This window comes from Micrococcus lacusdianchii (genome assembly GCF_023155805.1).
Taxonomy (GTDB): domain Bacteria; phylum Actinomycetota; class Actinomycetes; order Actinomycetales; family Micrococcaceae; genus Micrococcus; species Micrococcus lacusdianchii.
On sequence record NZ_JAKNUW010000013.1, the window covers coordinates 1 to 20,106 of the forward strand.

Sequence of the window (20,106 nt, forward strand, 5' to 3'; positions counted from 1 at the left end):
GACGCCCCGGCCAGACCGGCGCGCAGCCGCCCCCGCGGCCCGCCGACGCCGAGCGCCCGGCGGGAACGCGCGGCCCCCGCGGCGGCACCGTCCGCGTCGACGGCGTCGCTCCCGTCCCGGCCGGCCTCGCCACGTCCGGACCCGGTGCGGTCCGCGGGGTCGCCCCCGTCCTCGTCGTCGTTGCTCACGAAGGAGAACACGTCGAGGTCGTCGTCGGGCTCATTCTCACGCCACTGCGGGGTCTCGGGCGGGGTGCTCATCGGTCGGTCTCCTCCTCGGCGGCCACACCGGCCCACGTGCCGGTGCGCCGCTGCTCGTCGAGCGCGGACTGCAGGATGGCCACGGCAGCGGCCTGGTCGATCACGTCGCGGCTGTCCTTGACCCGGCGCCCGGCCCGGTGGAGGCCCGCCTGGGCCGTCACCGTGCTCAGGCGCTCGTCCACGAGTCGGACGGGCACGAGCCGACCGCCCCGCGCCAAGCGCTCGCGGACGGCTCCCGCGTAGGAGAGCGCGTCCTCGGTGGACGGAGTGCTCTCCCCACGCAGGTTCAGCGGCAGGCCGACCACCACGGCCACGACGTCCAGCTCCGCGGCGTGGCCGGCGAGCTCGTCGAGGTCGCGCCGGCCGCGCGCATCGCGGCGGAGCGTGGCCACGGGAGTCGCCACGAGGCCGTCCGGGTCGGACGAGGCCAGGCCCACCCGGGACCGACCGACGTCCACCGCGAGCATCCGCCCGCGCACCACGGCGTCCACGGGGGCAGGCCTCAGGCGTCCCGCACGGCGGCGCGCACCGCGTCCAGGGCCTGCTCCACGGCGGAGACGTCCTGGCCGCCGCCCTGGGCGACGTCGTCCTTGCCGCCGCCTCCGCCGCCGAGCACGCCGGTGGCGGTCTTGACCATGGCGCCGGCCTTGAGCCCGGCGGCACGCGCGGCCTCGTTGGTGGCCACCACGACGAGCGGACGGCCCTTGGCCTCGCCGGTCAGGGCGACGAGCACGGGGGTCCCCGCGGCGTTGCCGGCGGCGTTCTCGAGGCGGGAGCGGAGATCCAGGACGAGGGAGCGCAGCTGGTCGCCGGCCACCTCGCCCACATGGTGGGCGAGGACCGTGACGGAGACGCCGGCCGTCGTCGTGACGTCCCGGGCCTGCGCGGCGAGGGTGCCGGCCTGCGCCTGGAGGGCCTTGGCCTGGAGGTCGGCGACCTGCTTCTCGGCGGCCTTGAGCCGGTCCATGGTGGCGGTGATGCGGTCCTTGAGCTGATCCGCGGGTGCCTTGAACATCTCGGACAGGTCGGAGACGAGGGTGCGCTCCGCGGCCAGGTGGCGGAACGAGTCGAGGCCCACGAGCGCCTCCACGCGGCGGTTGCCCGAGCCCACGGACTGCTCGCCGAGCAGGGTCAGCGAGCCGATCTGCGCCGTGCGGCCCACGTGGGTGCCGCCGCAGAGCTCACGGGACCACGCGCCGTCGATCTCCACCACGCGCACCCGGTCACCGTACTTCTCCCCGAACAGGGACATGGCGCCCAACTTCCGGGCCTCGTCCAGGGACATCTCCTGGGTGAGGACCTGGTGGTCGTCGCGGATGGCGATGTTGACCACGTCCTCGATCTCCGAGCGCGCCATGGCGGACACCGCCTCCGCCCAGCGGAAGTCGAAGCGCAGGTAGCCCTCCTTGTTGAAGGAGCCGGACTGCGTGGCCTCCGGGCCGAGGATCTGGTGCAGCGCGGCGTGCACCAGGTGCGTGCCGGAATGCGCCTTCTCGCCGTCCAGGCGGCGCTGCAGGTCGATCCGGCCGACGGCGTCGGCGCCCACGGGCACCTCGCCCTCCGTGACGCGGACCCGGTGCACGGAGAGGCCCTTGACCGGGGCCTGCACGTCGAGCACCTCGAGGGTGAAGCCGTCCCCCGTGATCAGGCCGGTGTCCGCGGCCTGGCCGCCGGACTCGGCGTAGAACGGCGTGGCGTCCAGGACGAGCTCGACCTCCTGGCCGGCCCCGGCGGAGGGGACTTCTTCACCGCCGGCCAGCAGGCCGCGGACCACGGACTCGGTGGTGTGCTCGGTGTAGCCGGTGAAGTGGGTCTGACCCTCGGCGCGCAGTCGCTGGTACACGGCGGTGTCCCCGTGGCCGGACTTCTTGGCCTTGGCGTCCGCGCGGGCGCGATCCCGCTGCTCGGCCATCAGGGCGCGGAAGCCCTCCTGGTCCACGGCGACGCCGGCCTCCTCCGCGATCTCGAGGGTCAGCTCGATCGGGAAGCCGTACGTGTCGTGCAGCTCGAACGCGTCCGTGCCGGCCACGCCGGCACCGGCGTCGCGGGCCTGGGCCAGCGCCGCGTCCAGGCGCGCGGTGCCGGCGGCGATCGTGCGCAGGAACGCCTTCTCCTCCGCGTAGGCGATCCGGGAGATGCGCTCGAACTCGTCCGCCACCACCGGGTAGGCGCCGGCCATCGCGTCCCGAGAGACCGGCAGCAGCTCGGGGAACACCGGCTCCGTGACGCCCATCAGGCGCAGGGCGCGGACCACGCGGCGGATCAGGCGGCGCAGCACGTAGCCGCGGCCCTCGTTGCCGGGGGTCACGCCGTCGCCGATCAGCATGAGCGCGGAGCGCACGTGGTCGGCCACCATGCGCAGGCGCACGTCGTCCTCGTAGTGCGGGTCGGCCGGGTCCTCGGTGGAGGTGTAGGACTTCCCGGCCAGCTCGGCGGCGCGGTCGAGCACGGGACGCACCTGGTCGGTCTCGTACATGTTCTCCACGCCCTGCAGGATCATCGCCAGGCGCTCGAGGCCGAGGCCGGTGTCGATGTTCTTGTTCTGCAGCTCGCCGGCCACGTCGAAGTCCACCTTGGAGCGGACCTGGGAGAGCCGGTACTGCATGAACACGAGGTTCCAGATCTCGATGTACCGGGTGTCGTCCGCCGCCGGACCGCCCTCGGCGCCGTACGCGGGGCCGCGGTCGTAGAAGATCTCCGAGCAGGGGCCGCCCGGGCCGGGCTGGCCGGTGTTCCAGTAGTTGTCCGCCGTGCCCATGCGCTGGATGCGCTCGGCGGGAACTCCGACGTCCTCGCGCCAGATGCGCGCGGCCTCGTCGTCCTCCTCGTACACGGTGACCCACAGGCGCTCGGGGTCCAGGCCGAACCCGCCGTCCGCCACCGCCGTGGTCAGCAGCTCCCAGGCCAGGGGGATGGCCTTCTCCTTGAAGTAGTCGCCGAAGGAGAAGTTTCCACACATCTGGAAGAACGTGCCGTGGCGGACGGTCTTGCCCACCTCTTCGATGTCCGCGGTGCGGATGCACTTCTGCACGGACACGGCGCGGGGCGCGGGAGGGGTCTGCTCCCCCAGGAAGTACGGGATGAACGGGACCATGCCGGCCACGGTGAACAGCAGCGAGGGGTCCGGGGAGACCAGGGAGGCCGAGGGCACGGCCAGGTGGCCGCGCTGCTCGAAGTAGGCCGTCCAGCGGCGGGCGATCTCGTGGGACTTCATGCGTTCGGGTCCTTCGGGGTGGTCGGGGCGGCGGGGACGTCGACGGCCTCGCCGGGGATGGTCATGCGGGCGGACGACGACGGGCGGGCGTCATCCCTCGGTCCTCCGGGCTCACCCGGGCCGGGGACGGTCTCGCCGGGCACGGTGGTGACGGCCGGGCCCAACAGCTGGGACACCCACGGCGGCGCATCGGCCCGCAGGCGCTCCGTGAAGGCCTGGGCGCTCTGGGCAACGGCCTCGGCGGCGGCCTCCCCCACGGCCTGACCGGCGGAACGGCCCAGTCGGGTGGGGTCCAGGGTCTCGCGGACACGGCGGCCCGCCTCCTGCTCGGCGACGCGGCGGCCCGACTCGGCGGCGCGATGGGCGAGCCACCCGGCGGCGGTGCCGGTGCCGAGCAGCAGCAGCGAACGGATCACGATGTCCTCCTGACATGGACGCCCCGGCGGGCGCACGGGCTCCATCGTACCGGCGCGGCCCCGGGGGCCCCGGGACGCCCGGCGTCCGGACAGGCCGCAGGCCCGGCCACCTCCAGGAGGTGACCGGGCCTGCGGGACGCGCGCGGCGTCGTCGTCCCCGGCGTCAGGCCAGGAGGGTGCGGATCAGCGCGCGTAGTACTCGACCACGAGCTGCTCCTCGCAGGTCACGGGGACCTCGGAGCGCTTGGGGCGGCGGGAGAGGGTGGCGCGCAGCTTCTCGATCTCCACGGTCAGGTAGCCCGGGGTGGCGGGCAGGACCTGCTGGTGGGCGCCGGCGGCGGCCAGCTGGAAGGGGACCATCTTCTCCGAGCGCTCGTGCACGTGGATCATCTGGCCCTCCTTCACGCGGAAGGAGGGGATGTCCACACGCTTGCCGTCCACCATGATGTGGCGGTGCACGACGAGCTGGCGGGCCTGCTGGATGGTGCGGGCGAAGCCGGCGCGCAGCACGAGGGCGTCGAGGCGCATCTCGAGGAGCTCGACCAGGTTCTCACCGGTCAGGCCGGCGGTGCGCTTGGCCTCCTCGAAGTAGCGGCGCATCTGGGCCTCGCGGATGTTGTACTGGGCGCGCAGACGCTGCTTCTCCTTCAGGCGCACCGCGTAGTCCGAGTCCTGCTTGCGGCGGGCGCGGCCGTGCTGGCCGGGGCCGTACGGACGGCGCTCCATGTACTTCTCGGCCTTGGGGGTCAGGGCGATGCCCAGGGCGCGGGAGTGCCGCACGGTGCGGCGGGTGCGGAGGTTGCCACTCATGGTGGATCTCGCTTTCTTCTCGACGTGCGGCACGGTTCGGGTTTGTCGACGCGGCCCTCGTCGAGGGGCGTGTCACCTGGCCTCCGCGGGTCCATCGGAGAGCTGAGGGGCGTGCCGCCGCCCGTCATCCACTGATGCGCTGCGCTCCCCGACCACGGGCACACGTGTGCCCTCGCAGGAGACCTGCGTCAGATCGGGGGGATCCGTCCGGTGGCGCAGCGCCTGCCAGACAGCGTTCAAGCCTAGCAGAGGCGCGGCGTCTGGCCCGGCGGCGGGATCCTCGCCGCGCGTCGCGGACCTCTTCCCCTGCTTCCCCTGCGCGTTGTGGTCACGACACGCCGCGGCGCGCCCGGTGCTCACGGCGTGTCGTGACCACGACGCGGGGGCGGAAGAAGGGTGCGGTGGCGGGGAGGGTCTCCCTCGGGGCTCAGCCGCCGCGGATGATCCGGCGCAGCGCGTCCACCTGCGCGGAGAGCTGGCGCTCGTGGCCGATCTGCTTGGGCCGGTAGTAGTCCCGGCCCACGAGCGGGTCCGGGGCGTACTGCTGGCGGGCGACGGCGTGGGGCTCGTCGTGGCTGTAGACGTACCCCTCGCCGTGGCCCAGGGCCTTCGCCCCCGGGTAGTGGGAGTCCCGCAGGTGCGGAGGGACGAGTCCGCCGCGGCCGGCCCGCACGTCCGCGATCGCCTCGTTGACCGCGGCGTAGCTGGCGTTGGACTTGGGCGCGGTGGCCAGGTGCGTGACGGCCTGCGCGAGGATGATCCGCCCCTCGGGCATGCCGATCAGCTGCACGGCCTGCGCGGCGGCCACGGCGGTCTGCAGCGCCGTGGGGTCGGCCATGCCCACGTCCTCGGAGGCGGAGATGATCAGGCGCCGGGCGATGAACCTCGGGTCCTCCCCCGCCTCGAGCATGCGCGCCAGGTAGTGGAGCGAGGCGTCCACGTCCGAGCCGCGGATGGACTTGATGAACGCGCTGATGACGTCGTAGTGCTGGTCGCCGTCCTTGTCGTAGCGCTGGACCTGGTGGTCCATCGCCTGGGCGGCGTCCTCCTCGGTGACCTCGACCGGACCCTCCGGGGCGCCACCGTCGGCCTCCCCCGCGGCGGCCGCCGCGCGGTCCAGCCCGACGCCGGCCGCGGCCTCGAGCACGGTAAGGGCCCGCCGCGCGTCGCCGCCGGCCATCCGCACCACGTAGTCGCGCGCACCGGGCGTGAGGGTCACGGTCCCGTTGAGCCCCCGCTCGTCCGCGACGGCGCGGTCCACGAGCGCGGCGAGGTCGGCGTCGTCGAGGGGGCGCAGGGTCAGGAGCAGGGACCGGGAGAGCAGCGGCGCGATCACGGAGAAGGAGGGGTTCTCCGTGGTGGCGGCCACCAGGACCACCCACCGGTTCTCCACGCCCGGCAGCAGGGCGTCCTGCTGCGCCTTGGAGAACCGGTGGATTTCGTCCAGGAACAGCACGGTGGTGCGGTCGTAGAGGTCCCGCTCGCGCTGGGCCTGCTCCATCACCTGGCGGACGTCCTTCACCCCGGCCGTGATGGCGGAGAGCTCCCGGAAGGTCCGACCTTCGGCGCGGGCGATCACGTGGGCGATCGTCGTCTTGCCGATCCCGGGCGGCCCGTAGAGGATCACCGAGCTCGGCCCGGCGGCCTGGCCGGCGGCGGAGGGCTCGGTGAGCTTGCGCAGCGGCGAGCCCGGCTCCTTCAGGTGCGCCTGGCCCAGCACCTCGTCCAGCGTGCGCGGCCGCATCCGCACCGCGAGCGGGGCCGAGGCGTGCGGGCGCGCCACCGTCCCGGTGGGGGCGTCGTCGCCGGCGGCGCCGTGCGCGGAGCTGAAGAGGTCGTCCATGGCCGTCCCAGCCTAGCGAGCGGCGGCGGCGCGGCGGCGGGACACCCGGGGTCCACCCCGCCCTGGCCTGCCGGCCACCGGCGGTTCACCGGTCTCGGGTGGAGTGGGAGGCACTGCCATCCCCACCTGCAGAAGGACCACATATCCCGCTCCACCCGCTCCCGGCTCGCCCGCCTCGGCGCCGCGACCTCCGCCGCCGCCCTGTCCGCCGCCGTCCTGGCGTCCCTGGCGGTCTCCGCCTCCGCTGAGCGCGCCGCCGCTAACCCGTCCGGCAAGACGGTCGAGCTCACCGCCGCCGGCACCCACGAGACCGGCGTCTTCGACGCCTCCGCCGCCGAGATCCCGGCGTTCGACCCCGCGACCGGCCGCCTGTTCGTGGTCAACGCCGAGAAGGGCGCCGTGGACGTGCTCGCGGTCGGCGCGGACGCCGTCCCGGCCTTCGAATCCACCCTCACCGTGGCGGGCCTGCGCGCCGCCGACGGCTCCGTGGTCGACGCCGGCGCCACCGTGAACTCCGCGGCGGTCTCCGACGGCGTCCTGGTCGTGGCCGTCGAGGCCGAGGCCAAGACGGACCTCGGCTGGCTCGCGTTCTACCGGACCGACACCCTCGCCCCGCTCGGCGCCGTCCGCGTGGGCGCGCTGCCGGACTCCGTGGCCGTGTCCCCGAACGGCGCCTATGCCGTGGTGGCGAACGAGGGCGAGCCCGCCGACGACTACGCGGTGGACCCCGAGGGCACGATCTCCGTGGTGATGCTGCAGAAGAACGTCCGCCAGTACGCCCGCCTGTCCCAGGACGCGGTGCGCACCGTGGACTTCCGCGCCTACGACGCCGGCACGCCGCTGCCCGCGGGCGTGCGCGTCTTCGGCCCGGACGTGCCCGTGCCGGCCGGCCAGGAGGAGGCCGGGTACATGGCCCGCAACCTCGAGCCCGAGTACGTGACCATCGGCGACACCGGCCGCACCGCCTACGTCTCCGTGCAGGAGGCGAACGCCGTCGTCGCGATCGACCTGACGTCGGCCACGATCCAGGACTTTTGGGCCCTGCAGCTCACCGACTGGTCGGAGGACGGCCGCCTGGACGCGTCCAACGACGACGGCGGGATCACCCTGCAGAACTGGCCCGTGATGGGCGTGCCCATGCCCGACGGCATCGACTCCTACCGCTGGCGCGGGCAGGACCTGGTGGTCACCGCCAACGAGGGCGACTCCCGCGAGTGGGGCGACGTCGTGGACGCCGAGCGCGTGAAGGACCTCGAGCTCTGCGCCGCCGAGTACCCGGATGCCGAGGCGCTGCAGAAGAAGGCCGCCCTCGGCCGCCTCACCGTGGTCACGGACCTCGGCTACGACGCCGAGCGCGAGTGCCACTCCCAGCTGCACGCCTTCGGCGGCCGCTCGTTCTCCATCTACACCGCGGACGGCGAGCTGCTGTTCGACTCCGCGGGCATGATCGAGGAGCAGATCGTGCGGCTCATCGAGGCCGGTGAGCTCCCCGAGTCCGCGTTCAACGCGAACAACGACGAGACCCCGTCGTTCGACTCCCGCTCGGATGACAAGGGCCCCGAGCCGGAGTCCGTCGTCGTCGGGCAGGTCCAGGGCCGCACCTACGCGTTCGTGGGCCTGGAGCGCATCGGCGGCGTGATGGTCTTCGACATCACCGACCCGACCAAGGCCGCCTACGTGGACTACGTCAACGAGCGGAACTGGGACGCCGAGGGCGACGACGCCGCCGCGGGCCTGGGCGACATGGGCGCCGAGGGGCTGACGTTCGTCCCGGCGCACGAGTCCCCCTCGGGCGAGGCGCTGCTGATCGTGGCCAACGAGGTCTCCGGGTCCACGACCGTCTACGAGGTGGAGCCGACCCGGGCCCGCTGACCCGCCACTCCTCTTCCCCGTCGGGCGGTCTCGGTTGACTTGTCACGGGTGTCCGGCCCCCGGACCCGTGACAAGTCAACCCGAACGGGGAGAGGCGAGGTGCCGGACCGCCAGCAGGACCATCCCCAGCCCGGCCACGGCCAGGGCCAGCCGCGCCCCCAGCACCCACCCGACCCCGAGGGCCGAGCCGGCGATCCCGCCCAGCAGCGTGGCCGGCGGCACGGACCCGCGGCTGAGGGTGCGGCGCATGGCCGTGACCCGTCCGAGCGCCCCGGGCGGGCACGCGCGGGCGAACACCGCCCCCTGGGTGACGTTGCCGAGCACGATGAAGAACCCCCACGCGGCGTTGCCGGCCAGCAGCCAGGCCGGGGCGTGCGCCCGGTCCGCCAGCGCCGCCACCAGCAGTCCCACGGCGACGACGCACCCCGTCGAACCGACGACGAGCACCGTCCGCTCCCCCAGCCGGCCGATCGCGCGACCCACCGCCGCCGACGCGGCCAGCGCCCCGACCGCCCCCGCCGTGAGCTGGAAACCGACGAACTCCGGCCCCAGCCGCAGGTCCGTGAGGATCCACACCGCCTCCACGGGCGCGAACAGCGCCATCCCGACGTTGCCGACGGTGGACGCCAGCGTGAGCGCCCACAGCACCGGGGTGCGCCGCAGCGTGGTCCAGCCCTCGGCGGCCTCGGCGAGGAAGCGCCGCCACACGCCCAGGGTGGCGGCGGCCGCGGGGGCGTCGGGGTCGGCCTGCGGCACGTTCGCCCCGTCCTCGTCCCCGTCCACCGTCTCGGCGGCCGCCACCGGGGCCATCCGGACCGTGGCCGCGGTCAGCCCCGCCGCCGCCAGCAGCGCGGCCGCCAGCCCCGCCACCGGCCCCGCGCCGAGCGCACCCACGGCCAGGCCCGCCGCCGCGGGGACGGCGACACCCAGGGCCGCGTCCGCTGACTCGAGACGCGCGCTCAGGCGGGCGACGCCGTCGGGGCCCGTCACCCGCGGCACCAGCGTGGTCTGCGTGGTCTCGGCGAGCACGGTGAGCACACCGAGCCCGGCCATCACGGCGGCCAGGTGGGCGAAGGTGAGGGCGTCGAGGGCCCAGGCGGCGACGAGCGTGCCCAGCAGCGCCCCCTTGGCCAGCCCGGCACCGGCCAACAGCCGTGGGCTGAGGTGCCGGTCCACGAGGATGCCCAGCGGCACGCCCAGGAAGAGGAAGCCCAGGCCGGAGAGCGTCATGAGCACGCCCATCTCGGCGGCGCCCACGCCCAGGGCGAGGACGGCGATCACGTCCAGGGCGACGTCGGTGGCCGAGCGCCCGGCGGCGTCGAGGGCGTTGGCCGCCACGAGGCGGCGAGCGGAGCGGCGAGTGGACCCGTCGTCGGAGGCGGGCGGGACCGCCGGATGGGACGATGGGGCCATGCGTGCAGTATGTCAGCGAGCCCGGTCCGCGTCCGTGAGCGTCGGGGACGAGGTGGTCGGCGCCTTCGAGGGCGAGGGCCTCGTGGTCCTGCTCGGGGTGTCCGTCGAGGACACCGAGGCCGAGGCGGTGCAGACGGCCCGCAAGGTCGCCGGCCTGCGGATGCTCGACGGGGAGCGCTCCGTGGCCGACGCCGACGCGCCCGTCCTGGCGGTCAGCCAGTTCACGCTTTACGGGGACGTGCGCAAGGGGCGACGGCCCTCCTGGACGCGCGCGGCGAAGGGCGAGGCCGCCGAGCCCCTCTACGAGCGGTTCATGGCGGAGCTCGAGGCCGCGGGCGTGCGCGTGGAGCGCGGCGTGTTCGGCGCGGAGATGGACGTGTCCCTCACCAACGCCGGTCCGTTCACGCTGATCGTGGACACGGACGACCTGGCGGCCCCGCGCCGGGGCTGAGGGGCGGGGCGGAGGTCAGCCGCGGCGGCGGCGCGCCCACAGCGTGACCGCCACGACGCCGACGGCCAGCCCCACGCCCAGCGCGATGATCCACCGGACCCACCAGGGCCAGTCCGTGGCGACGTCGATGAGCATCGACGCCAGGAAGGTGGCCAGGAGCGTGGGCAGCAGGCGCACCGACGTCGGGGGGACCCCTCCGGATCCCGCCGACACGCGGCGCTCGGGCTGGCCGGACATCAGCGCAGCTCCGCCTCGTCGGCCGCGGTCCGCTCGTCGTCGGCCTTGGCCTGGGCCTCGGCGCTCTTGTCCCCCGCGCCCTTCTTAGGCTCCGGCTTCGCGTCCACGCCGGCCTCCGTGCGCTGCTGCGCGGTGATGGGGGCCGGGGCGGCGGTCAGCGGGTCGTAGCCGCCGCCGGTCTTCGGGAACGCGATGACCTCGCGGATGGACTCGGTGCCGGCCAGCAGCGCCACCACACGGTCCCAGCCGAAGGCGATGCCGCCGTGCGGCGGGGCGCCGTACTTGAAGCCCTCGAGCAGGAAGCCGAACTTCTCCTGGGCGTCCTCCTCGGACAGGCCCATCACGCCGAAGACGCGCTTCTGCATCTCCTGCTGGTGGATGCGGATGGAGCCGCCGCCGATCTCGTTGCCGTTGCAGACGATGTCGTAGGCGTAGGCCAGCGCGGAGCCCGGGTCGGTATCGAAGGTGTCCGCGAACTCCGGCTTCGGGGAGGTGAACGCGTGGTGCACGGCGGTCCACTTCCCGGAGCCCACGGCGACGTCGCCCGAGGCCACCGCGTCCGCGGCCGGCTCGAACAGGGGCGCGTCCACGACCCACACGAACGCCCAGTCGGCGTCCTTCGCGGCCACGCCGTCCCCGGCGTCGGTGAACAGCCCGCAGCGGCGGCCGATCTCCACGCGGGCCGCGCCGAGCAGGGCGCGGGACTCCTTGGGCTTGCCCGCGGCGAAGAACACGCAGTCGCCCGGGTTCGCGCCCACGGCGGCGGCCAGCCCGGCCTTCTCCTCCTCGGAGATGTTCTTGGAGACGGGGCCGGTGAGGGAGCCGTCGTCCTGGATGAGCACGTAGGCCAGGCCCTTCGCGCCGCGCTGCTTGGCCCACTCCTGCCAGGCATCCAGGGTGCGGCGGGCCTGGGAGGCACCGCCCGGCATCACGACGGCGCCGACGTACTCGTTCTGGAACACGCGGAACGGGGTGTCCTTGAAGTACTCGGTGAGGTCGGTCAGCTCGAGGCCGAAGCGCAGGTCCGGCTTGTCCGAGCCGTACTTCTCCATGGCCTCCGCGTAGGTCATGCGGCGGATCGGGGTCTCGACCTCCACGCCCACCAGCGCCCACAGGGCCTTGACGATGCGCTCGCCGAGAGAGATGACGTCGTCCTGCTCCACGAAGGAGGCCTCGATGTCCAGCTGCGTGAACTCCGGCTGGCGGTCCGCGCGGAAGTCCTCGTCGCGGTAGCAGCGGGCGATCTGGAAGTACTTCTCCACGCCGCCCACCTGCAGCAGCTGCTTGAACAGCTGGGGGGACTGCGGCAGGGCGTACCAGGAGCCGGGCGCCAGGCGGGCCGGCACCAGGAAGTCACGGGCGCCCTCCGGAGTGGAGCGCGTGAGGGTGGGGGTCTCCACCTCGATGAAGCCGTCCTCGTGCAGCAGCTGCCGGGCCACGCGGTTGGCCTCCGAGCGCAGGCGCAGGATCCGGCCCGGCTCCGGGCGGCGCAGGTCCAGGTAGCGGTGGCGCAGGCGCGCCTCCTCGCCCACCTCGACGTGCTCGTCGATCTGGAACGGCAGGGCGGCGGCGGTGTTCAGGACGGTGACCGTCTCGGCGATCAGCTCGACCTCGCCCGTGGGCAGGTTCGGGTTCTCGTTGCCCTCCGGGCGGCGCTCCACGGTGCCGCTGACCTGCAGGACCCACTCGTTGCGCAGCGGGTCGAAGTCGGCCTCATCGCGGACGACCACCTGGGCGCGGCCCGACGCGTCGCGCAGGTCCACGAAGGCGACGCCGCCGTGGTCGCGCCGCTTCGCCACCCAGCCGGTGACGGTGACGGTCTGGCCGATGAGCGAGGCGTTGAGCTCGCCGAGATGGTGGGTGCGCAGCACGAGGCTTCCTCTCCGTCCGGGTCACGGACGATGTGCGGGGTTCATGTCGTGGTCGATCCGGTGTGGTACCCGTGTGGGGCGCGGATCGCGTCGGCCCCAGTCTACGGGGACGCCCGGCCCGGGCACCGACCGCCCGCCGCCCCCGTCCCGACCCCGTGCCCGCCCCCGACGAGAGGACCTCCATGACCCCCACCCTGCAGCGCCGCCTGACCCTGCCCGGGGCCCTCGCCATCGGCGTGGGCTCCATGGTGGGCGCCGGCGTCTTCACCTCCCTCGGCCTCGCCGCGCTGCTGACCGGCGGGCGCGTGGGTCCGCTCGTGGCGGCCCTGGTGCTGGCGGCCGTGGTGGCCACGTGCAACGCGATCTCCACCGCCCAGCTCGCGGCCGTCCACCCCGCCTCGGGCGGCACCTACGTCTACGGGCGCCGGCAGCTGAGCCCCCTGGCCGGGTTCGTGGCCGGCTGGGGCTTCGTCACCGGCAAGACGGCCTCTGTGGCCGCCATGGCGACGACGGCGGGCCTCTACCTCTTCCCCGGCTCCCCCCTCGGTGCGCGCCTGACGGGCGTGGCCGCCGTCGTGGTCCTGACGGCCGTGGCGCTAAGGGGGATCACCCGCACGGCGCAGGCGACCGTGGCGATCCTGGTTCCCGTGCTGCTGATCCTGGGCCTGGCCGTCGTGTCCGGGCTGGCCCTCGGGGAGGCCGGCCGGACGCCGGGGTTCGACCCGGCGGCGCTGGACCTCGGCGGGGTCCTGGCCGCCGCGGGCGTGCTGTTCTTCGCGTTCGCCGGGTACGCCCGCGTGGCCACGATGGGCGAGGAGGTCGTGGACCCGGAGCGGACCATCCCGCGGGCCGTGCTCGGGGCGCTGGGGTTCACGGTGGTCCTCTACGGCCTGCTCACCTGGGCCCTCGTGAGCGCGCTCGGCGCCCATGGCCTGGCCATGGCCGACGCGCCGGTTCGAGCCGGTCTCGAGGCATCCCTGGGGCCCGGCTGGGGCTGGCTCGCCGTCGTGGGGGCGGTCCTGGCCTCCGCCGGGGCCATGCTGAACCTGCTGGCCGGGATCTCCCGGACGGCCCTGGCCATGGCGCGGGAGGGCGACCTGCCCGGCCGCCTCGCGACCGTCGGCGAGCGCACCGGGACGCCGTGGGTCGGGCAGCTGGCGGTGGCCGTCGTCGTGATCCTGCTGGTGCTGGCCACGGACGTGCTGACGATCGTCGGCTTCAGCTCGTTCGGGGTCCTCGTGTACTACGCCGTGGCGAACCTCGCGGCGCTCACGCTGCGCCCCGAGCAGCGGGCCGTGCGCGTGCCCCGGGCCGTGAACGTCCTCGGCCTGGTGCTGTGCCTCGTGATCGCGTTCACCCTGCCGGCGGTGTCCGTGGCGGCCATGGTCGGCGTGTTCCTGGTCGGCGTCGGGGGACGCTGGTTCCTGCAGACGCGCCGCCCGGGCCGGTGAGGGAGCTGCCCGCCCGCCCGCGCGACGACGGCGCCGGTCACTCCCCCGTGCGCGTCACCTGCGGCACGAGGTCCTCGGCCGGCGGGGCCCAGGTGGCAGCGTCGGCGGCGACCTGCTCGCCGGAGCGGATGTCCTTGACCTCGTCGGACGCGCCGTCCGCGCCGAGGAACCAGACGTAGGGGATGCCGCGGCGGGCGGCGTGCTTGATCTGCTTTCCGAACTTCTCGGCGGACACGGCCACCTCGGCCGCGATCCCCCGCCCGCGCAGCGCCGCGGCGACGTCCTGGCCGCGGGCCCAGTCGTCGTCGTGGGTCAGGGCGACGTAGACCGCGGTGGGCACGGAGCGCGAGGCCGCGGCCATCTCCTGAGAGAGCATGCGCATCACCAGGCGGGTCACACCGATGGACAGACCCACGCCCGGGAACACGCGGTTCCCCTTGGACGCGAGCGCGTCGTAGCGGCCGCCCGAGCAGATGGACCCGAGCTGCTCGTGGCCCACCAGCACGGTCTCGTAGACGGTGCCCGTGTAGTAGTCCAGGCCGCGCGCGATGGACAGGTCCGCCACCGCACGCCCCGGGGCGCGCCGGTGCAGGGTGCCGACGACGTCGGCCAGCTCCGTCAGGCCCTCCTCCAGCAGCGGGTGCTCCACGCCGAGGGCCCGGACCTGCTCCACAAAGGCCGTGTCCGGGGTGCGGATCTCCGCCAGCGCGAGGGCCTGCCGGGCCTGCTCCTCGGTCGCGCCGACCTCCTCCTGCAGCAGGCGGGCCACCTCCTCGACCCCGACCTTCTCGAGCTTGTCGATATTGCGCAGGACACCGGTCGTGTCCTCCAGGCCGATGCCGCGGTAGAACCCCTCGGCGAGCTTGCGGTTGTTCACGCGGATGAGGAAGTCGCCGATCGGCAGGGCGCCGAGCGCCTCGGCCATCACGAGGGCGACGTCGGCGTCGTACCGCGGGGAGAGCACGCCGTCGCCGACGACGTCGATGTCCGCCTGCGTGAACTCACGGGCCCGGCCCTCCTGGGGGCGCTCGCCGCGCCACACCTTCTGGATCTGGTGGCGGCGGAACGGGAAGGCCAGGTGGCCGGCGTTCTCCACCACGTAGCGGGCGAAGGGCACGGTGAGGTCGAAGTGCAGGGCCAGACGCTTGGGGTCGGCGGGGTCCTTGGCCTGCCGCACGCCGTCGGCGACCTCCTGGTCCTCGGCCAGGCGGGAGACGGCGTACACCTCCTTGTCCACCTCGCCCTTGCGCAGCAGCTGGCCCAGGGTCTCGACGGCGCGCGTCTCGATCCCGGCGAAGCCGTGCAGCTCGAAGGTCCGCCGCAGGGTGTCCAACACGTGCTGCTCCACGATGCGCTCGGCGGGGAGCCACTCGTGGAAGCCGGACAGCGACTGCTTGCGGGACATGGGGCTCCTTCGTCGTCGGTGCGGGGCATGGCCCAGCGGCGCAGACGTGGGGCCCGCCAGCGCCCGGGCCGTGGTCCGCACAGTCTAGGGGCGGGGCGGGGGTCCGGCCGGTACGCTGGCCCTGTTCGTGTCCATCCCCACCGCCGCGCATCCCGGCGCGGTGCACAGTCAGGGAGAGTTCCAGCGGTGACCCACCAGCATCAGTCCGACGACCAGCAGACCCCCGCCGCCGACGAGGCGCCGGCGGCTGCCGCCCTGCCGCCCGAGGCACGCCCGCTGCCCGAGATCCTTCCGGACGCCTCCGCCCACGGCTCGGACGAGTCCGCCGAGGACACCGCTCCGACCTCGCAGGACGAGGCCGCCCCGGCTGAGGACCTGGCCGCCGCGCCCGCCCCCGCGGAGGAGCCGGCCACCGCCCCCTCGGCCCCCGTCGCCCCTTCCCCGGCCGCCCTGAAGCCCTCACCGGCCCAGGCCCGCCCCGCGAAGGCCGCCGCGCCCGTCGCCCCGGCCCCCGCCGTGCCGCCCACCCCGCTGGAGGAGGCCGCCGCGTTCGCCCGCGTCTCGGAGGACGGCCACGTCACCCTGCTGGACGGCGAGGAGGAGGTGGCGGTGGGTCAGGTCCCGGACGCCACCGAGCAGGACGCCCTGGCCTACTTCGTGCGCAAGTACGACGACGTCCGCGCCCAGATGGCCCTGTTCGAGCAGCGCATCGCCGCGGGCGCCCCCTCCTCGGAGCTGGGCAAGGCCCTCGGCCAGATGACCGCCGCGGTGCAGGAGCGCCACATGGTGGGCGACGTCGCCACGCTGCGCACCCGACTGGCCGCGCTGGAGACCCTGCTGGGCGACTACCGCATCGCCGAGCAGGAGAAGCGCCAGGCGGCCCAGGCCGAGCAGCGCGCCGCGCGCGAGGCGATCGTGGCCGAGGCAGAGCAGTACGCCGCGACGCCCGCCGAGCGCATGCCGTGGAAGCAGGCCTCCCACCGCATGGCGGAGCTCTTCGACGAGTGGAAGGCCGCGCAGAAGGCCGGCCCGCGCCTGTCCAAGTCGGTCGAGGACGGCCTGTGGAAGCGCTTCCGCGGCGCCCGCACGCAGTTCGACAAGACGCGCCGCGCCCACTTCTCCCAGCTGGATGCGAAGTCCGCGGAGGCCAAGCAGGTCAAGGAGCGCCTGATCGCCCGCGCCGAGGAGCTCTCCTCGTCAACCGACTGGGGCGTCACCGCGGGCAAGTACCGCGACCTGATGGACGAGTGGAAGCGCGCCCCGCGGGCCTCCCGCAAGGAGGACGACGCGCTGTGGGCCCGGTTCCGTGCCGCGCAGGACGTCTTCTTCGCCGCCCGCAAGGCGGAGAACGCGCAGATCGACCAGGAGTTCGGCGAGAACCTCAAGGTCAAGGAGCAGATCCTGGCGGACGGTCAGAAGCTGCTGCCGTTCACGGACGTGAAGGCCGGCCGGCGGGCGCTCAACGAGCTGCGCGGCCGGTGGGAGGAGGCCGGCAAGGTCCCCCGCGGAGACATCCGCCGGATGGAGGAGGGCTTCCGCAAGCTCGAGGACGCCCTCAAGCAGGCCGAGAACGAGCACTGGCGCCGCACCGACCCCGAGACGAAGGCCCGCACGAACTCGGCCCTCACCCAGCTCGAGGAGACCATCGCGGGGCTCGAGGCCGACCTCGAGAAGGCCAAGGCCAAGGGCGATCAGAAGGCCATCGCCCGGGCCCAGGACGCCCTGGACGCCCGCCTGCAGTGGAAGTCCGCCCTGGAGGCCTCCGCCTCCGAGCTGCGCTGATCTCCGCTCCTCCGGGCTCGGACCCGTCCCGCAGCCCCCGCCGCGCGCCTGTCCACAGGCACCCGGCGGGGGCTGCTGACGTCCTGGCAGGATGCCCGCATGGAGACGACCCACGCGCAGCGGATCGACGACGGCGGCGCGCCGCCCATCTGGTCCCTCACCGAGGGCCTGCTGCTGGCCGGGGAGTGCTTCACCGCCGCAGAGCTGCGGGTGCTGGCGGCCCGTGGGGCGGTCGAGGAGGTGCTGCCGGGCGTCTTCCGTCCCGCGGACGGGCCCTCGCGTCCCGCCGAGCGGGCCCGGGCACTGGGCCTGCTGTGCGCACCCGTGCTCGCCGCCGGGTGGACGGCCATCGGACCGTCGGCGGCGTGGGTGCACACCGGTGGCACGCCTCCCGCCCGGGTGCACGCGGCCGTCCCCCACTTCCACCGCCGACCCGCGGGCGGTCCGGGCGTGCCCTTCACGCTCGTGCAGTCGGACGTCGCGGCGAGCCCGGACGGCTTGGCCCCGGCCGAGCCGGACGTCCGGCGCGTGGGCGGCGTGCGGGTCACCACCCCCGCGCGCACCGTGGAGGACCTCCTGCTGACCGGGGACCCGGACCACACCCGCCGGGCGGCCCGGCTCATCGCCCGCCACGGGGCCGCGGGCCTGCGGGAGCGGCTCGCCCGCCCGAGCCGACGGCCGGGGGCGGTGGGCGCCCGACGCCGGCTCGCCCAGCTGCTGGAGGCCCTCGAGGCGCCGGCCTGACCGGCCGTCGGGCGCCCTCTGCTCAGGTGCGGCGGACCTCGAACACGCCGTCGATCCGGCGCACCGCGTTGACCACGTGCTCCAGGAACAGCGGGTCGCCCATCTCGAACACGAACCGGCTCATTGCCACGCGGTCGCGGGTGGTGTTGACGGACGCCGAGAGGATGTTGACGTGGTTCTCGGACAGGACCCGGGTGACGTCCGAGAGCAGCGAGGTGCGGTCGAGGGCCTGCACCTCGATCTCCACCGTGTACACCGCGTCCCGCGACGGCGCCCACGTCACCGGCACGCGCCGCTCGGGCTCGTTCTCCAGGATCGTGGCGAGGTTCCGGCAGTCGTGCCGGTGCACGGACACCCCGGACCCGCGCGTGACGAACCCGACCACCTCGTCCGGCGGCAGGGGGTTGCAGCAGCGGGCGAGCTTGGCGAGCACGCCGCCGTCGCCGTCCACCAGGACCCCGGCCTCGTTCGTGGCGCGGGCCGGCGCCCGGCGGGAGTGCGCGGGGACCAGCCCCTCGAGGTCCACCGCCCCCACCGAGAGCTCGCGGTGCGGCTCGGCGAGGGCGGCCGGCGGCGGGGCCTGCAGGGCGGCCAGGCGCTCCACGGCGGCCTGGGGCGAGACGTGCCCGTCCGCGAGCGCGGCGAACAGCCCGTCCGGGTCGTGGTAGCCCAGGTCCCCGGCGAGCACGTCGAGGTCCTCGCCGCCGAGGATCTTCTGCACCGACATCCCGGCACGGCGCAGCTGCCGGGTGAAGGCCTCGCGGCCGCGCTCGATCTGCTCGTCGCGGCGGCGGGTGGCGAAGTGGTGGCGGATCTTCGACTTGGCCCGCGGGGACACCACGAAGCCGAGCCAGTCGCGGCTGGGGCCGGCGTCCTCGGCCTTGGAGGTGAAGACCTCCACCGTCTCGCCCTGGTTGAGCGGGGTGGACAGCGGCACGAGCCGCCCGTCCACGCGGGCACCCACGGTGCGGTGGCCGACGTCGGTGTGGATGGCGTAGGCGAAGTCCACGGGCGTGGACCCGGCCGGCAGGGAGCGGATCTCCCCCTTGGGGGTGAACACGTAGACCTCGTCCGCGCCGATCTGGGTGCGCAGGGAGACGAGGAACTCGTCCGGGTCGCTGGTCTCGTGCTGCCAGTCCATGACCGAGCGCAGCCAGCCCGGGGTCCCCTGGCCCGGGGCCTCGCCGGCCTCGCCGCGCGCGCCGGCCTTGTACCGCCAGTGGGCGGCCACGCCGTACTCGGCCTGGCGGTGCATGTCCCACGTGCGGATCTGGATCTCCACGGGCTTCCCGCCCGGGCCCATCACGGTGGTGTGCAGCGAGCGGTACATGTTCAGCTTCGGGACCGCGATGTAGTCCTTGAACCGCCCCGGCATCGGACGCCACCGGGCGTGCACCACGCCGAGCACCCCGTAGCAGTCCCGCACGGAGTCCACGAGGACGCGGATCCCGGTGAGGTCGTGGATGTCGTCGAAGTCCTTCCCGCGCGTGATCATCTTCTGGTAGATCGAGTAGTAGTGCTTGGGTCGGCCGGTGACGGTGGCCCGCACGCGATGCTCCCTCAGCTCCTCCTCGATCGCCCCGCGCAGGGCCGCGATGTGCTTCTCCCGCTCCGGGTTGCGCTCCCCCACCAGGCGGACGATCTCCGCGTAGACCTTGGGCTTGAGCGCCGCGAAGGAGAGGTCCTCGAGCTCCCACTTGACGGTGTTCATGCCGAGGCGGTGCGCCAGGGGCGCGTAGATGTCCAGGGTCTCGCGGGCCTTCCTGGCACTGGACTCGGGCGAGACGTACCGCCACGTGCGCGCGTTGTGCAGGCGGTCGGCCAGCTTGATCAGGAGGACGTTGACGTCCTGGGCCATCGCGATGACCATCTTGCGGACCGTCTCAGCCTGCGCGGCGGCCCCGTAGGTGACCTTGTCCAGCTTGGTGACGCCGTCCACGAGCAGGGCCACCTCAGCGCCGAAGTCGGCCGTGAGCTGCGCGAGCGAGTAGTCGGTGTCCTCTACCGTGTCGTGCAGGAGCGCCGCCAGCAGGGTGGAGCCCGTGACCCCGAGCTCGGCGAGGATCGTGGCCACGGCCACGGGGTGGGTGATGTAGGGGTCGCCCGAACGGCGCATCTGCCCCTCGTGAGCGCGCTCAGCCACATCGAACGCCCGGACGATCCGCTCCTGCTCGGCGTGCGTGGTGCGCTGGCGCACCGTCCGCATCAGCGGTTCTAGCAGCGGCGAGTACTCCGTGGCCCGGCGGCCCGTGAGCCGCGCGATCCGGCCCCGGCGGGCGGGAGCGGCGGGGTGGCAGTCCTGCTCGGTCACGGTGCCTCCTTCTGGGCCGTCCCGGC

General features: G+C 74.2%; 16 protein-coding genes. 5 read left to right on the top strand and 11 right to left on the bottom strand.

All coding sequences use genetic code 11. The features are described from left to right. The 6 genes from MA879_RS08970 to MA879_RS08995 form a co-directional block, all read right to left on the bottom strand. A partial coding sequence (locus tag MA879_RS08970; protein ID WP_248125308.1) for a hypothetical protein occupies positions 1-260 on the bottom strand: 260 nt, incomplete at its 3' end. Further along, positions 257-751: a Holliday junction resolvase RuvX gene (ruvX, locus tag MA879_RS08975; protein ID WP_418001239.1), complete on the bottom strand. Its 495-nt coding sequence runs from the start codon at positions 749-751 to the stop codon at positions 257-259. The genes MA879_RS08970 and ruvX, both read right to left, overlap by 4 nt. 11 nt (positions 752-762) lie before the next feature. Beyond that, on the bottom strand, positions 763-3,474 hold the full coding sequence (gene alaS, locus MA879_RS08980) for an alanine--tRNA ligase (RefSeq protein WP_248125310.1): 2,712 nt from the start codon (positions 3,472-3,474) through the stop codon (positions 763-765). Further along, positions 3,471-3,890, bottom strand: coding sequence for a hypothetical protein (locus tag MA879_RS08985; RefSeq protein ID WP_248125313.1), 420 nt, complete (start codon positions 3,888-3,890; stop codon positions 3,471-3,473). Before MA879_RS08985 ends, alaS begins: the two co-directional genes overlap by 4 nt. Positions 3,891-4,073: 183 nt before the next feature. Beyond that, the gene (gene rpsD, locus MA879_RS08990) at positions 4,074-4,700 is read right to left on the bottom strand and encodes a 30S ribosomal protein S4 (protein WP_248125327.1); all 627 of its coding nucleotides are present in this window, start codon (positions 4,698-4,700) and stop codon (positions 4,074-4,076) included. Positions 4,701-5,127: 427 nt separating this feature from the next. Then, positions 5,128-6,543 (bottom strand): replication-associated recombination protein A, encoded by a 1,416-nt coding sequence (locus MA879_RS08995; protein WP_248125330.1) that lies wholly within the window; start codon positions 6,541-6,543, stop codon positions 5,128-5,130. On the opposite strand from MA879_RS08995, the gene MA879_RS09000 reads away from it, so the two are divergent. Then, a complete protein-coding gene (locus tag MA879_RS09000; RefSeq protein ID WP_248125333.1) occupies positions 6,517-8,415 on the top strand; it encodes a choice-of-anchor I family protein in 1,899 nt (632 codons plus the stop codon). The two genes, MA879_RS08995 and MA879_RS09000, sit on opposite strands and share 27 nt — an antisense overlap. Before the next feature lie 75 nt (positions 8,416-8,490). On the opposite strand, the gene MA879_RS09005 is transcribed toward MA879_RS09000, so the two are convergent. Beyond that, positions 8,491-9,828: an MFS transporter gene (locus MA879_RS09005; protein ID WP_248125335.1), complete on the bottom strand. Its 1,338-nt coding sequence runs from the start codon at positions 9,826-9,828 to the stop codon at positions 8,491-8,493. Here MA879_RS09005 and dtd point away from each other — a divergent pair. Further along, positions 9,827-10,279, top strand: coding sequence for a D-aminoacyl-tRNA deacylase (gene dtd / locus MA879_RS09010; protein ID WP_248125337.1), 453 nt, complete (start codon positions 9,827-9,829; stop codon positions 10,277-10,279). The two genes, MA879_RS09005 and dtd, sit on opposite strands and share 2 nt — an antisense overlap. Positions 10,280-10,294: 15 nt before the next feature. On the opposite strand, the gene MA879_RS09015 is transcribed toward dtd, so the two are convergent. Next, on the bottom strand, positions 10,295-10,516 hold the full coding sequence (locus tag MA879_RS09015; RefSeq protein ID WP_248125339.1) for a hypothetical protein: 222 nt from the start codon (positions 10,514-10,516) through the stop codon (positions 10,295-10,297). Further along, positions 10,516-12,387, bottom strand: a complete 1,872-nt coding sequence (aspS, locus tag MA879_RS09020; protein ID WP_248125341.1) for an aspartate--tRNA ligase — start codon at positions 12,385-12,387, stop codon at positions 10,516-10,518. Before aspS ends, MA879_RS09015 begins: the two co-directional genes overlap by 1 nt. A gap of 182 nt (positions 12,388-12,569) precedes the next feature. Here aspS and MA879_RS09025 point away from each other — a divergent pair, with 182 nt between their 5' ends. After that, positions 12,570-13,838: an APC family permease gene (locus MA879_RS09025; protein WP_248125343.1), complete on the top strand. Its 1,269-nt coding sequence runs from the start codon at positions 12,570-12,572 to the stop codon at positions 13,836-13,838. Positions 13,839-13,875: 37 nt separating this feature from the next. On the opposite strand, the gene hisS is transcribed toward MA879_RS09025, so the two are convergent. Continuing rightward, entirely contained in the window at positions 13,876-15,243 is a 1,368-nt protein-coding gene (gene hisS, locus MA879_RS09030) for a histidine--tRNA ligase (RefSeq protein WP_248125344.1), read from the bottom strand. A 186-nt stretch (positions 15,244-15,429) separates the two neighbouring features. On the opposite strand from hisS, the gene MA879_RS09035 reads away from it, so the two are divergent. Together MA879_RS09035 and MA879_RS09040 are read left to right on the top strand one after the other, a co-directional pair. Beyond that, the gene (locus tag MA879_RS09035) at positions 15,430-17,025 is read left to right on the top strand and encodes a DUF349 domain-containing protein (RefSeq protein WP_248125346.1); all 1,596 of its coding nucleotides are present in this window, start codon (positions 15,430-15,432) and stop codon (positions 17,023-17,025) included. Positions 17,026-17,124: 99 nt separating this feature from the next. Further along, complete coding sequence (locus tag MA879_RS09040) at positions 17,125-17,769, top strand: hypothetical protein (protein WP_248125348.1); 645 nt, start codon at positions 17,125-17,127, stop codon at positions 17,767-17,769. A 22-nt stretch (positions 17,770-17,791) separates the two neighbouring features. Here the strand turns inward: MA879_RS09040 and MA879_RS09045 are convergent, their stop codons facing one another. Beyond that, positions 17,792-20,080, bottom strand: coding sequence for a RelA/SpoT family protein (locus MA879_RS09045; RefSeq protein ID WP_248125349.1), 2,289 nt, complete (start codon positions 20,078-20,080; stop codon positions 17,792-17,794). Positions 20,081-20,106: the final 26 nt, after the last annotated feature.